The 14,400-nt window shown below is 66.5% G+C and carries 11 protein-coding genes; 5 read left to right on the top strand and 6 right to left on the bottom strand.

Translation table 11 applies throughout. The annotated features are described in order from the left end of the window. The first annotated feature begins 132 nt into the window (after positions 1 to 132). Positions 133 to 3,654, top strand: a complete 3,522-nt coding sequence (locus BAMB_RS28680) for a pyruvate carboxylase (RefSeq protein WP_041491756.1) — start codon at positions 133 to 135, stop codon at positions 3,652 to 3,654. A 149-nt stretch (positions 3,655 to 3,803) separates the two neighbouring features. Further along, entirely contained in the window at positions 3,804 to 4,583 is a 780-nt protein-coding gene (locus BAMB_RS28675; RefSeq protein ID WP_011660651.1) for a GNAT family N-acetyltransferase, read from the top strand. 40 nt (positions 4,584 to 4,623) lie between these two features. Here BAMB_RS28675 and BAMB_RS28670 read toward each other — a convergent pair whose 3' ends face one another. From BAMB_RS28670 to BAMB_RS28655, 4 genes are read right to left on the bottom strand one after another with little or no spacing between them, the layout of a single operon-like run. Further along, positions 4,624 to 5,901 (bottom strand): MFS transporter, encoded by a 1,278-nt coding sequence (locus BAMB_RS28670; protein ID WP_011660650.1) that lies wholly within the window; start codon positions 5,899 to 5,901, stop codon positions 4,624 to 4,626. 27 nt (positions 5,902 to 5,928) lie between these two features. After that, the gene (locus BAMB_RS28665) at positions 5,929 to 8,751 is read right to left on the bottom strand and encodes a molybdopterin-dependent oxidoreductase (protein ID WP_011660649.1); all 2,823 of its coding nucleotides are present in this window, start codon (positions 8,749 to 8,751) and stop codon (positions 5,929 to 5,931) included. Further along, entirely contained in the window at positions 8,732 to 9,586 is an 855-nt protein-coding gene (locus BAMB_RS28660; protein WP_011660648.1) for an FAD binding domain-containing protein, read from the bottom strand. Before BAMB_RS28660 ends, BAMB_RS28665 begins: the two co-directional genes overlap by 20 nt. Positions 9,587 to 9,643: 57 nt before the next feature. Continuing rightward, positions 9,644 to 10,321: a TetR/AcrR family transcriptional regulator gene (locus BAMB_RS28655; RefSeq protein ID WP_011660647.1), complete on the bottom strand. Its 678-nt coding sequence runs from the start codon at positions 10,319 to 10,321 to the stop codon at positions 9,644 to 9,646. A 332-nt stretch (positions 10,322 to 10,653) separates the two neighbouring features. Between BAMB_RS28655 and BAMB_RS28650 the strand changes: the two genes are divergently transcribed. The 3 genes from BAMB_RS28650 to BAMB_RS28640 all read left to right on the top strand — a co-directional run bounded on the left by BAMB_RS28650 (position 10,654) and on the right by BAMB_RS28640 (position 13,231). Beyond that, a complete protein-coding gene (locus tag BAMB_RS28650; RefSeq protein ID WP_011660646.1) occupies positions 10,654 to 12,066 on the top strand; it encodes a sensor histidine kinase in 1,413 nt (470 codons plus the stop codon). Between the two features lie 238 nt (positions 12,067 to 12,304). Continuing rightward, on the top strand, positions 12,305 to 12,694 hold the full coding sequence (locus BAMB_RS28645) for a BON domain-containing protein (RefSeq protein WP_011660645.1): 390 nt from the start codon (positions 12,305 to 12,307) through the stop codon (positions 12,692 to 12,694). Positions 12,695 to 12,790: 96 nt separating this feature from the next. Next, on the top strand, positions 12,791 to 13,231 hold the full coding sequence (locus BAMB_RS28640) for a DUF3331 domain-containing protein (RefSeq protein WP_011660644.1): 441 nt from the start codon (positions 12,791 to 12,793) through the stop codon (positions 13,229 to 13,231). A gap of 76 nt (positions 13,232 to 13,307) precedes the next feature. Here BAMB_RS28640 and BAMB_RS28635 read toward each other — a convergent pair whose 3' ends face one another. Next, the gene (locus tag BAMB_RS28635) at positions 13,308 to 13,739 is read right to left on the bottom strand and encodes a universal stress protein (RefSeq protein WP_041491755.1); all 432 of its coding nucleotides are present in this window, start codon (positions 13,737 to 13,739) and stop codon (positions 13,308 to 13,310) included. Between the two features lie 406 nt (positions 13,740 to 14,145). Continuing rightward, on the bottom strand, positions 14,146 to 14,382 hold the full coding sequence (locus BAMB_RS28630) for a DUF4148 domain-containing protein (RefSeq protein WP_041491754.1): 237 nt from the start codon (positions 14,380 to 14,382) through the stop codon (positions 14,146 to 14,148). Positions 14,383 to 14,400: the final 18 nt, after the last annotated feature.

Here is a 14,400-nt window from a genome sequence, read left to right as displayed (position 1 = left end):
TGGCTGGCGAAAGCCGGGACGATGCCGCCGCGAACGACCGATGCGAAGCTCCGCATGCCGACCGGCGACGCGTGCACGTGGTGCGCGTGGCGGACGGCACATCGGCGCGTTCAATTCAACCCTTCACTATCCATGGCTGCCGTGATGCTTACCCCCATCCAGTCCATCCTGATCGCGAACCGCTCGGAAATCTCGATCCGCGTGATGCGTGCCGCCGCCGAGCTGAACATCCGCACGGTCGCGATCTATTCGAAGGAAGACCGCCTGGCGCTGCATCGCTTCAAGGCGGACGAGAGCTACCTGATCGGCGAGGGCAAGAAGCCGCTCGCCGCGTATCTCGACATCGACGACATCCTGCGCGTCGCGCGGCAGGCGAAGGTGGACGCGATCCATCCCGGCTATGGCTTCCTGTCCGAGAACCCCGATTTCGCACAGGCCGTGATCGACGCCGGCATCCGCTGGATCGGCCCGTCGCCCGACGTGATGCGCACGCTCGGCAACAAGGTGGCCGCGCGCAATGCGGCGATCGCCGCCGGCGTGCCCGTGATGCCCGCGACCGCGCCGCTGCCGGACGATCTCGACGCGTGCAAGGTGCTGGCCGCGGAAGTCGGCTATCCGCTGATGCTGAAGGCGAGCTGGGGCGGCGGCGGACGCGGGATGCGCGTGCTGGAAAATGCTCAGGATCTCGAAACGCTGCTGCCCGTCGCGCGCCGCGAGGCCTTGGCCGCGTTCGGCAACGACGAGGTGTATGTCGAGAAGCTCGTGCGCAATGCGCGGCACGTCGAGGTGCAGGTGCTCGGCGATCTGCACGGCACGGTCGTGCATCTGTACGAGCGCGACTGCACGGTGCAGCGGCGCAACCAGAAGGTCGTCGAACGCGCACCCGCGCCGTATCTCGATCGCGAAAGCCGGCACGCACTGTGCGAGTCCGCGCTGCGCCTGATGCGCGCGGTGGGCTATACGCACGCAGGCACCGTCGAATTCCTGATGGACGCCGACACCGGCCAGTTCTACTTCATCGAGGTGAATCCGCGTATCCAGGTCGAGCACACGGTGACCGAGATGGTCACCGGGATCGACATCGTGAAGGCGCAGATCCGCATCACCGAAGGCGGACGGATCGGCCTGGCGGAGGACACGACGAGCGGCGACGGCGCGCTCGTCGCGCGCGCGGCCGGCGTGCCGGAACAGCAGGCGATTCCGCTGAACGGCAACGCGCTGCAATGCCGGATCACGACCGAGGATCCGGAGAACGACTTCCTGCCTGATTACGGGCGGCTCACCGCGTACCGCAGTGCGGCCGGCTTCGGCGTGCGGCTCGATGCCGGCACGGCCTACGGCGGCGCGGTGATCACGCCGTACTACGACTCGCTGCTCGTGAAGGTGACGACGTGGGCGCCGACGGCGGCCGAATCGATTCACCGGATGGATCGCGCGCTGCGCGAGTTCCGGATTCGCGGCGTCACGTCGAACCTGCAGTTCCTCGAGAACGTGATCAATCATCCGGCCTTCATCGCGGGCGACGTGACGACGCGCTTCATCGACAAGACGCCGGAGCTGCTCGCATTCGCGAAGCGCGGCGATCGCGCGACGAAGCTGCTGCGCTATCTCGGCGAACTGAACGTGAACGGCAACGCGGAGATGAACGGTCGCGCGCTGCCGGCGTTGCCGTTGCCCAAACCGGTGCTGCCGAAGATCGATACGGCCGTGGCGATTCCGGCCGGCACGCGCGATCGCCTGCGCGAGCTTGGGCCCGAGAAGTTCGCGCGCTGGATGCTCGACCAGAAGCAGGTGCTGATGACCGACACGACGATGCGCGACGCGCACCAGTCGCTGTTCGCGACGCGCATGCGCACGGCCGACATGCTGCCGATCGCGCCGTTCTACGCGCGCGAGCTGTCGCAGCTGTTCTCGCTCGAATGCTGGGGCGGCGCGACGTTCGACGTCGCGCTGCGCTTCCTGAAGGAAGACCCGTGGGAGCGCCTCGCGCTGCTGCGCGAACGCGTGCCTAACATCCTGTTCCAGATGCTGCTGCGCGGCTCGAACGCGGTCGGCTACACGAACTACGCGGACAACGTCGTGCGCTTCTTCGTGCAGCAGGCCGCAAGCGCGGGCGTCGATGTGTTCCGCGTGTTCGACTCGCTGAACTGGGTGCGCAACATGCGCGTGGCGATCGACGCGGTCGGCGAAAGCGGGATGCTGTGCGAAGGCGCGATCTGCTACACCGGCGACCTGTTCGATACGTCGCGTTCGAAATACGACCTCAAGTATTACGTCGGCATCGCACGCGAATTGCAGCAGGCCGGCGTGCATGTGCTCGGCATCAAGGACATGGCCGGCATCTGCCGCCCGAAGGCGGTGGCGACGCTCGTGAAGGCGCTGAAGGAGGAAACCGGGCTGCCCGTGCATTTCCATACGCACGACACGAGCGGGATCGCCGCGGCGTCGGTGCTCGCGGCGGTCGAAGCAGGGTGCGACGCGGTGGACGGCGCGCTCGACGCGATGAGCGGCCTCACGTCGCAGCCGAACCTGTCGAGCATCGCGGCCGCGCTGGCCGGCGGCGAGCGCGATCCCGGGCTCGACGCGGATCGCCTGCACGAAGCGTCGATGTATTGGGAAGGCGTGCGCCGCTATTACGCGCCGTTCGAATCAGAGATCCGCGCGGGCACGGCCGACGTCTATCGGCACGAGATGCCAGGCGGCCAGTACACGAACCTGCGCGAGCAGGCACGCTCGCTCGGCATCGATCATCGCTGGACGGAGGTGTCGCGCGCGTATGCGGACGTGAACCGCCTGTTCGGCGACATCGTGAAGGTCACGCCGACGTCGAAGGTGGTCGGCGACATGGCGCTGATGATGGTCGCGAACGACCTGAGCGTGGACGACGTGCGCAACCCGGACAAGGACCTCGCGTTCCCCGAGTCGGTCGTGTCGCTGTTCAAGGGCGAGCTGGGCTTCCCGCCGGACGGCTTCCCGGCGGAGCTGTCGCGCAAGGTGCTCAAGAGCGAGCCGCCGGCGCCGTATCGTCCCGGCGACCAGATTCCGCCGGTCGATCTCGACGCGGTACGCACGCAGGCCGAGGCCGCGTGCGAGCAGCCACTCGACGATCGGCAGCTCGCTTCCTATCTGATGTATCCGAAGCAGACGGTCGACTACTACGCGCACGTTCGCGCGTACAGCGACACGTCGGTGGTGCCGACCCCGGCGTTCCTGTACGGGCTGCAGCCGCAGGAGGAAGTGGCGATCGACATCGAGCCGGGCAAGACGCTGCTCGTGTCGCTGCAGGGCCAGCACGCCGATGCGCAGGACGGCATCGTGAAGGTGCTGTTCGAGCTGAACGGCCAGTCGCGTTCCGCGCTCGTCGAGCAGAAGACGGTCGTGCAGGCGGGCAAGGAGCGCCATGGTCTGCAGCGTGCGGATGCGGCAAATCCGCTGCATGTCGCCGCGCCGATGCCGGGCTCGGTGGTGACGGTCGCCGTGCAGCCGGGGCAGCGCGTGACGGCCGGCACGACGCTGCTCGCGCTCGAGGCGATGAAGATGGAAACCCACATCGCGGCGGAGCGGGACTGCGAGATCGCGGCCGTGCACGTGAAGCCGGGTGAGCGGGTCGCGGCGAAGGATCTGCTGATCGAGTTGAAAGACCCGACGCAGTGAGTGGTGCCGTGGTGCTGACCGTGCCGGAGGTCGCAACGCGTTGCGCTCGCGGCACGTCTCGCACATGGAATCCGCGCGCCGGCACGGAATGAATCGGTTTGCTCGAGTGTTGTCGATAGATATCAGCTACCGACCTAGTCAGGACCGAAATGACCTCTCCGACCGAACTACTGGATGCTTCCGTGGCTGCGTGGCACGCGTCGATCGACGCGTTTTGCCGCTTGCAGGATGTGGGCTTTGTGGAGCGCGGCGCGCATGGAACGAAGGCGATCTACAGTGGCGCACCCGTGTCCGTGCTGAACGCGGTCATCAGCATGACGCGGCAGCCTGATGTCGACGAAATCCGGCTGCTTTCCGACGCATTCAGCACGTGCGCAGTGCCGTGGAGCATTCAGACCCGCGGCGCGAGCACGCACGCCGACGAGATCGCGCGCATCGCGGACGATCACGGCCTGACACAACGCGTCGCGTTGCCGTTCATGACGAAGCGGCTGGCGCGCGTCGCCGCGCCGGCGAACAGCGACGGGCACGTGGTCGTGCGGCGCGTCACGGCAGCGGACAGCGAACGGTACAACGGCGCGCTTGCCGCGGGCTATGAGGCGCCGGAGGGCGTATTTCGAAGACTGAGCGCGCCGGCCGTGCTGGAAGCGGACGGCATGATGGGCTTTTGGGTGGAGGTCGACGGGATGCCGGTCGCGACCTCGTTCGGCGTCGTGCGCAACGCTCAGGTCGGCGTATTCAATGTGTCGACGCTACCGGCCTATCGGCGACGAGGCTACGCGCGGGCTGCGACTCAGGCGGTGATGGATGCCGCGTTCGACGCCGGCGCGCATACCGCGTTTCTGCATTGCACGCCGGCAGGGCGTCACGTGTACGAGTCGATGGGCTTTACCACCGGCGAGGAGTGGCAAGTGTACGTCGGTGGCTGAGTGACGCGGGGGGCGCAGGCGCTCATTCCATCGCCAACCATCAAAGCGATCGCGCTTTCGTCTCCGGCAACAGGAGCACGGCCAACAGCACGACGCCATAGGCCGCGCCCGAAAAAATCGCGATGGCCAGCGCGAGACCGAGCGAATGGCTCAGCATCCCGACGAGGCTCGGGAACAGCGCGCCGATGCCGCGACCGAAGTTGTACGTGAAGCTTTGCGCATTCGCGCGGAAGTTCGACGGATACAGTTCCGTCAGGTAGGCGCCGACGCCGCTGAAGATCCCGCATGAAGAAAAGCCGAGCGGAAAGCCCAGCCACAGCATCTGCGCATTCGACAGCGGCAGCGTCAGGTACAGGCACACCGACACGAGGGACAGCGCGGAGAACAGCATGAAGTTGCGCCGGCGTCCCCAGAGGTCGGAAAGGTACGCGCCGACGACATATCCGCAGAACGACCCCACGATGATCACGAACAGATAAGCGCTCGTGTTGAGCACGGACAAGTGTCGCTCGATCTTGAGGAAGGCCGGCAGCCAGGTCGACATCGCATAGAAGCCGCCCTGGATGCCCGTGCACAGCAGCGCGGCGAGGACGGTACGTCGCACCTGCGAACGCGAGAAGATCGCCCACACCGACGGCTGGCTCGCGCCTTGTTTCCGGGCTGCGTCCGCCTGCACGAACACGTCGGGCTCCGGCACGTGCTTGCGGATGTAGAGCACCAGCAGGGCGGGCACGATGCCAACCCAGAACAGGCTGCGCCACGCCAGCGACTCGGGCAGGACGGAAAACGCAATGCTGTAGAGAATCGCCGCGCAACCCCAGCCGATCGCCCAGCCGCTTTGTACCAGGCCGACCGCCTTGCCGCGATGTGCGGGCGCGACGATCTCGCCGATCAGCACGGCGCCCACCGCCCATTCGCCGCCGAAGCCGAGCCCTTGCAGCGCGCGAAGCACGAAGATCTGCTCGAAGTTCTGCGCGAAGCCGATCGCCAGCGTGCAGACCGAGAACCACAGGATCGTGCCTTGCAGTACCTTGACCCGTCCATAGCGATCCGCGAGGATGCCGGCAATCCAGCCGCCCACCGACGAGAAAATCAGCGTCACGGTGCTCAGCAGGCCGGCCTTGCCGCGATCGAGGCCCCACAGGTCGATCAGCGAAGCCAGCACGAAGCTGAACACCATGAAGTCGAACGCATCGGTCGCCCAGCCGGCGAACGACGCCTTGAACGCGCGCTTGCCGGCGGGATCGAGTTCCGCGTACCAGGACGAGCCGGATCCGGCCCGCAGTGAGACTTCCTCGGCATTTCTTGTTGACGTCATCGTGTTGTTCGCTGGGTGGGAACGGCGCTAGCGGCGCGTGGAAGGCGCTTTACGGGCCGCGAGCGCGACACGCACGACATCCGGCGTGGCCGGGGCTTCGCGGATGCGCACGCCGGTTGCGTGATGGATCGCATTCAGGATGGCCGCGGCCGTGGGCACCAGCGCCGGCTCGCCGATGCCTTTTGCCCCGTACGGGCCGACGGCCGTCGGCGCTTCGATGAAAATCGACTGCACGTCGGGCATGTCATGCACCGTCGGAATCAGATAGTCGTGCAGATTGTTGTATCGGCCGGGGTGGTACTTCTCCATCAGCGCCATGCCGATACCTTGGGCCACCGCGCCTTCGATCTGTCCTTCGAGCAGCGTCGGATTGACCATTTTGCCGACGTCGTGCGCGGCCACGACCTTGAGCACGCGGACGCGGCCGCTGTCGCAGTCCACCGCGACTTCGGCCATCTGCGCGCCGAACGCATAGGTGGCGTAAGGCGAGCCTTGCCCCGACGCATCGAGCGACGTGGTCGGCGGATCGAAGCTCTCTTCGGCCGCGATGACGTAGCCGTGTGCATCGACCGGCAGCGCCCGGAGATCCAGTACCTTTCCATCGACAGCAACACCGCGCGCATCGGCCGAAATCCGCGCGTCGGATGACGCACCGGCGAAGGCGAGCAGCCGATGGCGCAGCGTCGTGCCGGCGAGGAACGCCGCTCGACCGGTAATGAACGTCTGGCGCGAAGCGGACGTGCGACCGCAATCGGGCGTCACCGACGTGTCCGGACCGACGAAGTGCAGCCGATCGACCGGTACACCCAGCGCATCGGCGGCGATTTGCGGAATCACGGTGTTCGCGCCCTGGCCGGCGTCCACCGCGCCCTGGTGCAGCACGATCGTGCCGTCGGGCCGGATGCCGAAGCGCACGGTCGAAGGGTTCGGCAACGCGGTGTTGCCACAGCCGTAGAAGAACGCCGCCATCCCGACGCCATGACGCAGATGGCCCGGCGCCGCCGCATTCAGCGTGGCGACGCGCGCGTGTGCGTCACGCCATGCCGGTCGCAGCGCATCGAGGCAGGCGACGAGCCCCACGCTGTCGTCAAGCACCTGCCCGGTCGGCAGGGTGTCGCCCGGCCGCAGCGCGTTCATCGCGCGGAATTCGAGCGGATCGATGCCGGCCGTGAACGCCAGCTCGTCGATGAGCTGTTCCTGGGACATCGTCGTTTGCGGCACGCCAAAGCCGCGGAACGCGCCCGCGGCCGTCACGTGCGTATGAATCGCACGTGCGCGTGCCGCATAGTGGGGAATGACGTACGGGCCGCCGGCATGCACCGGTACGCGGTTGGCGACGGCCGTGCCCCACGACGCGAACGCGCCGGTGTTGAAGTCGCCGTCGAACGTCACCGCATGGAGCCGGCCATCGGCATCGGCGGCCATGCTGGACGTCATTCGGCCGGGGTGGCGCTTGGTCGACGTGGCCATCGATTCCTCGCGCGACAACACCATCGCGACGGGCCTGTCGAGATGCCAGGCGGCGATCGCGAGCAGCGGCTGGACCGTCATGTCGAGCTTGCCGCCGAAACCGCCGCCGACCGCGGTCGCCACGACGCGCACCTGCTCCGGCGCGACCGCGAGAATGCGGGCGAGATCGGCGCGATGCGGATGCGGCGCCTGCGTGGACGAATGGATTTCGATCGTGTCGCCCACGCGTCGCGCCCATCCGGCCTCGGGCTCCAGGTACGCGTGCTCGACGAAACTGGATTCGAACGTTGCACTCACGACGTGACGCGCGCGTTGCATCGCGCGTTCCGGGTCGCCGCGGCGCACGTGCCCCTCGATCAGCACGTTGCCGGGACGATCGGCGTGCAGCAGCGGACTGTCGTCGAGCACCGCATCGGCGATCGCGAGCACCGGCGTCAGCGGTTCCCAGTTCACCGGAAAGCAGTCGAGGTCGAGCGCCGCGATCGCGCCGCGTTCGCCGACCACCAGCGCCACCGCCTCGAGATGGTGGCGCGCTTCCGTCTCCGGAAGGACGGGCTGATCCATGTACGGCGTCGCGACACCGTGCAGATTCATGCCAGGCACATCGGCATGGGTGAGGACGCGGTGCACGCCCGGATGGGCGCGCACGAATGCGTCGAGGTCGCCGAACACGAAACGCGTGCGATGATGCGGATTGCGGACCGCGCGCAGGAACAGGCTGTCGGCCGGATAGCCGTCGGCGCCGAAACGCTGGCTTCCGTCGACCTTTTCCGGGCCATCGAGGCGCGTCAGCGGTACGCCGACGGACGGCCCGTCGGACGGAGGAGGCGTCACGCATCGCGCGGCGGCGCCGCAGCCCGCCTCGGTCACCGCGTCGACGATCTTCTGGTAGCCGGTGCAGCGGCACAGCACGCCGTCGATGGCGGCCCGCGCGCTGGCGCGATCGCTCACCTCGCCGGCGTCGATCGCCGCCGCCGCGGCCGTCAGCATGCCGGGCGTGCAGAAGCCGCATTGCACCGCCTGATGCGCGAGAAACGCGTGTTGCAGGCGGCCGCCGCAGCGGGTACCTTCGGCGAGGCCTTCGACGGTGACGACACGGCGTCCCGCGACCTGTCCGACCGGAATCAGGCACGCGTAGCGCGCGTCGCCGTCGACGATTACCGTGCAGCTGCCGCAATCACCCTGGCGGCAACCTTCCTTGGTGCCGAACTGGCGCAGGTCCGCGCGCAGATGGTCGATGAGCCGCTGCGAGTGGTCCGCTGGCAGGCTTCGCCGCGTGCCGTTGAGCTCGAACCAGTCCGGTTCCGGCGAAACCGGCGTGCTGCCCCCGGCGATGGTTTCGCGAACGTCGGCCAACTGATCAGGCAGTGGATGCGCCACGTGCGTTCTCCTCGATGCAGCATGTGAAAGCGCGCGTGACCGCCAGCCGCGCGAGATGAATGCGATGCGACGCGGTCGCCCGGCAGTCGTCGACCGGAGACAACTCCGCAAGCGGTGCCGTCGCGATCGCGCCGGCCAGTGCGTCGAGCCGCCGGCCCGCGAGTGCCGCCTCGAGCGCCGGCATCCGGCGCGCGACGTCGGATGCGCCGCCGATCGCAACGGCGACCGCGTCGGCCGTGCCGTCCGCGCCCACGCGCAATTGCGCGGCGGCCGACACGACGGCGATCGCCGAGCCGTCGCGATTCGTGCATTTGATGAACGACGTCCGGTCGTGCGGGTGCGCTGGTGCAAGCAGCACGGCGACCAGCAGTTCGTCCGCGTGCAGCGCGGTCCGGCCGTTGCCGAGCAGGAATTCGGCCAACGGCAGGCGGCGCACGCCGCGCAGGCTCGCCAATTCGACGCGCGCGTCGAGCGCCAGCAGCGCCGGGATGCCGTCCGCCACCGGCGACGCATGGCACACGTTGCCGCCGATCGTGCCCTGGACGCGAATCTGACGGGGGCCGACGCAAGCGGCGGCCGCCGTCAGCGCCACGGGCAGCGATGCCGTCCGGGCGATGGCTTCCCAGGTGCTCGCCGCGCCGATGCGAATTTCGCCGTCGTGCTGCTCGATGGCGCGCAACGCGTCGACGCGGCTGATATCCACCCATGCCGAGCGGGCGGGCACGAGGCCGATATCGGCGAACGCATCGGTGGCCCCGCACACGATGCGCGGCCGCGGCTGGGCTGCCAGCCGGCCGAGCACTTCGTCGATGGTGTGGGCGCGAAGATAGTTCATCGCAACAGGGCCTGCATCTTGATGGTCACGAGGGTCGACAGCGGCGCCGGCACACGCTCAAGCATCGACTGACGCGTCCTTGCGGACCACCCGCAGCACGCTGTCGATCACGAACGTCTCCCAATGGCGCACGGCATCCGGCGCGTTCAGCTCCTCTCCGAGGAACGCGGACAACGTATACAGGTTCGACGTATAAAAATACGCGGTCGAGATGATCAGCAGGAAAACGTCGCGCGCCCGGAGGCCCGTGCGAAACAGGCCTTGTTCGACGCCGTTCTCGAGAATCTTCGCGATGATCTCTACCGCATGCGACGAGTACTCGCCCCGGCGCTCGAGCTTGGACAAGTGCTTGCCCTTGTGCAGGTTCTCCGTGTTGAGCAGCGTGATGAAATCGGGATTGCGCCAATAATAGTCCAGCTTGAAGCGAATCACGGACTTCAGCGCTTCCACGGGGTTCGAAGCATCCGGCGCCATTTTGAGCTCCGCCTCGTCCATCCGTCGATAGATGCCTTCGAGCACCGCAACGAACAGCCCCTCCTTGCTCCCGTAGTAGTAATAGATCATCCGGTCGTACGACTTCGCGAGCCGCGAAATCCTTTCGACGCTGCCGCCTTCGTAACCGTAGCGCGCGAAGACCTTGGTCGCCGCGTGCAGGATCTTGTCGCGGGTTTCCTGCGCCGCCGCCTCGCGGACGCCGGTTCCACGCACAGTCTTGCCTTTTGCTGCTTGAGCCATACCGTTCCTATGGCGGCCGCCAACCGGGCCATGCCGCCTGAAAAAACTTGCACGGGCGGCGTTCCCGCAAACTTTCGTACAGGGAACGCTACATGAACTTCGAATTCTACGGAACTCTGCTCGTGTCCGCAACATGACATAAATTCACCGTAGATTCAATGGCTTGCATCCGCACTACACGGCTGATCCCGCGCCGTGGCGAACGAATTTCGCTATCTTCATATTTTTATTTCGAGAAACTGCTGCTAACATTCGTTTGTGGAGTACTCACTACATGAAACGTTAATTTCAGGTTGGCAGAGGCCGCAACCCGGTACGCAGGAGATAGACGAATGAACAACGAACTCGACGATTCCTGCAGCGCTTTCGCTGCGCGGACTACCTGGAAATCGCTCTCCGGCCCGAGCGGCCCTGAAATGACCCCGGTCATCGAGGAACTCATGTCTCAATCGCTTCTCGCACTGGACGTGCAGGTGTTGCGCCAGCTTTCCCACACGATGGCGGACGAGGTCGCGCCCGCGACGCGCGTCGGGAAATTGCTCGAGGCCGCGATACAGGGCACGGCGGCGACGTGGGGCGTGATTGCGGTGATGCGCGACGGCGGTTGGGAAGGAGCCGCCAGCGCGACGGTGGCGCATCCGTCGCACGTCGAGCGGCTGGCGGCCGACCGGTTGCCGGTGCCGATCATGGCCGCCGCCGTGCATCTGCGCGACGGGCTCGTGCTGCGCGACGCGTGCGCCGCCGACCATTGGCGGACCGACGACTATGTGCGCCGTCGCAAGCCGCGCTCGGTGATGTGCGTGCCGATCCGCTGCAATGGCGCATTGATGGGTGCGCTGTATCTGGAGCACGGGGATTTGCCGGACATTTTCACGTCGGCGAACACCGCGTTGGTCGAGATCCTTGCGCTGCATGCCGGGCTCGTTCTGGAAAACCAGCGGCTGCACGACGAGCTTGCCGCCCGGCAGGCCCGCGCGGACAGCATCGCGGCAAGGATCGGCGACACACCGTCCGACGCGGATTGTGCGGATCGCCTGCAGGCTTATGGCGAGCTGGCGGCTTCGATCGTGCATGAAGTCGCGCAACCGATCACGGCCATCGATACGTCCGCGCGCGCGGGGCTGAAGTGGCTCGATCGCGGCACGCCGAACCTCGACGCCGCGCGCGAGATGTTCGCTCATATCTGCGCGTGCGCCGAACGGGCGCGCACCATCATCCGCGCGCTGCGCGCCAACGCAAGGCATGAGGCTCCCGCCTTTGCAACGTTCGATCTCGCCGACGCGCTTTCCGAGGCGGCCGAGATCATGGCAAGCACGCTGGATGCGATGAAGGTGCGCTTGCGCGTCGACGGGCTCGCTTCTCCGATGCCGATGCGCGGCGAACGCATTCAGCTTCAGCAGGCCGTCATCGGCCTGCTGATGAACGGCGCGGAAGCGATGCTGAACATCCCGGAGGAGCGCCGCGTACTCGTGCTGGCGTGCGAGGCCGCTCAGGATGGCTTGCGTATCCGGATCGACGATAGCGGCGACGGCATCGATCCGCGGGTGGCGCAACGCATCTTCGAACCGCTGTTCACCACGAAGCCGCGCGGGATGGGCATGGGCCTTTCCATCTGCAAGTCGATCGTGGATGCGCACGATGGTCAACTGGCACTGACGCCGCGCGCGGAAGGCGGCACGCGCGCAATGGTGACGCTCCCGCGTTTTGCGGTTGACGACGCAGCGGCCGCGCCTCGGGCGGCGTGATGCGCGGCGACGCGTGCAGCCATGTCCGCAGCCTATACGAACGTATGCGGCCATCTATCCTGACGGGTTGTGCAGCTAGCTACAGATGCTATGGATGCCGTCGACGCAGCGCCTTATTCTGGTTCCACCGGTACACGAATCGCATCGGTGACGGCTCGGGCGACAGGTGATCGAGTCGGCTTCGCGATGCGGCCGGAACCTGCGTGCCATTCGATACCAGCAACCCAAGGAACCCATCATGAAAATTCGACAAGTCATCCTGAACGGCGGCCTCGCGGCCGTCCTGCTCGCTGGCCTGCAACTGCAGGCATTTGCAGACGAAAGTGCCAATGCGGCGGGAACGGATGCCGCGGTGACGTCCACTCCGACAGCCGCCCAGACGAAGAAGGCCACGCGTGCGGCCAATCGCACGTTCTCGCGGTCGATTCAAAGGACGCTGTCGCGAACGAAGGGGCTGCAGGGGCAAGCAATCACGGTTTTCGCCAATGCCGCGACCGGGCAGGTGACGCTGGCCGGCCAGGTACAAACCGAAGACGAAGATCATCTCGCGGTCGAGTCGGCCCGGAAGATCCGCGGCGTCAAGTCGGTGAAAAGCGAGCTGATGCTGCGTGAGAAAGGCGGCGCCTGAGCGAGGGCGCGCGCATCGCGGGGCCGAATGACAGGGTGTCGGTGATTCGTGCGTCCGCTTTCACATGATCGATCCGATTGATTGGGAGAAGAGGTGATGGGGATGCTGCATGAAGCGGACATCGTGGCTCGCACGTTGATCAATGTCCTGGATCCTTCGCAGGAACAGCGCAGCGTGTGCTTGCGAGCGCAGCGCACGCGATACAAGGCGCGACGCGTGGGGCTGCGTCAATGGAACGAGGACGACGCGCGTGCGCGCAGCGAGCCGCCTACCAGGATAGCCGTGATGGAGCGCCTGTCGTTGTCCATGATCACTGTTTCGTGGAGCGACTCGTGTTCAGGGCGGTATGCGGAGCAAATCTGGTGCAGGAGCCGCGCGCGCGTGCCGTCGATCTGCGCGCTGACGGGGCGCGCGATCCAACGCGGCGATCCGGTGTTTCGTCCGCGCGGGAGCGATGTCTGTCTGCCCGGCAACCGCCAGCGGATGATTCTTGCCGCGACCGTTCAGCCGTGCATCGATGCGGCCGACGCGAATTAAGTCGGCCGGAGAACGGCGGAAGAACCGCGGACGAACGCGATCGCGCGTCGTCCGCGCGTATCGATGCGCTGCGGCGCTAGGTCGACGCGACCGTGACGACGACAAGCGCCGCACCCGGCACGCGTTCGGCCAGGTCGAAGTGAACGGGATGCTCGCGCCACCAGCGGGCGAACCCGGTGGGCGCGCGATATCCGACGACGATCATGTCCACGCAGGCTGTCGACGCATGCGCGGCGATGGCATCGGCCGCGCGTCCGAAGCGGACATAGCCGCGTGCGGCGATGCCGTGGTCCGTCAGGTCGTCGATCGCTCGTTGAAGATCGCGATGCGCGGATTCTGCCAGCCGCTGATGGGCGAGCTCGCTGAGCAGTCCGGCCGACCGTGCGTTGGCGGTGACATTGTCGACGGTGGCGACGACGTCGACCGTGGCCGACAATGCGCGCGAAAGCGACGCACATCGTGCGAGCGCGGCGTTGGCTTCGTGGGATCCGTCATAGACGAGCAGCATTCTGGACAGCGATGACATCTTCGATATTGGCGGCGGGGGAATGAGATCGCCCATGACGGGCACCGGTTGCGGGTACGTGCGCGGAAGCGGGCGCGACTGCTAACACTGAACACGCGATGGCGATCGTTTATTCCGATGCGATCCCCCTGAGCGGCGATCGTGTCGCGGTTGGTTCGCATCGGCAGGCGCGTGACGTCGCGCGTCGACGTCAGCTTCGCGCGTCGATGCGATGTCCCGTCTTGTGGTGCACGTCATGCGACGCGTAGGTCACACATGCCGTGCGGAGGAATCCCGGCATCTTCGTGGCTTCGCCCACACGCGGATGCGAGGCCGGCCGATGAAGCGTGCGCACGAGCCGGCGAGCATCGCGCCTGCCCGTGCCGGACCTCCGGAAAACGTCGCTGCTTCAATGACCGGAATAGAGTTTCCTGAGCGCGTCGAGCTCGCCGCTCTGGCGCGCACGAGCGAGCTCCTGACGTACTTCGGTACGGGTCTTTCCCGTCGGCATCGCAATGGCCGGTGTCCATTGGGTCGTGGCCACGGCATCTTGATTCGCCGTCAACGAATCGACGGGGGCCGCTGCATGGGCGCAGGCTGCGGTAGCAAACGCGACGAGCGCGAAGGTGATCCTTGAGGTCTTCATGTCGGAATCCGGAAGGTG

Origin of the sequence: Burkholderia ambifaria AMMD (assembly GCF_000203915.1) — a bacterium.
Taxonomy (GTDB): domain Bacteria; phylum Pseudomonadota; class Gammaproteobacteria; order Burkholderiales; family Burkholderiaceae; genus Burkholderia; species Burkholderia ambifaria.
Note: the sequence above shows the minus strand (reverse complement) of the source record. Positions and strands in the feature narration are given on the sequence as shown.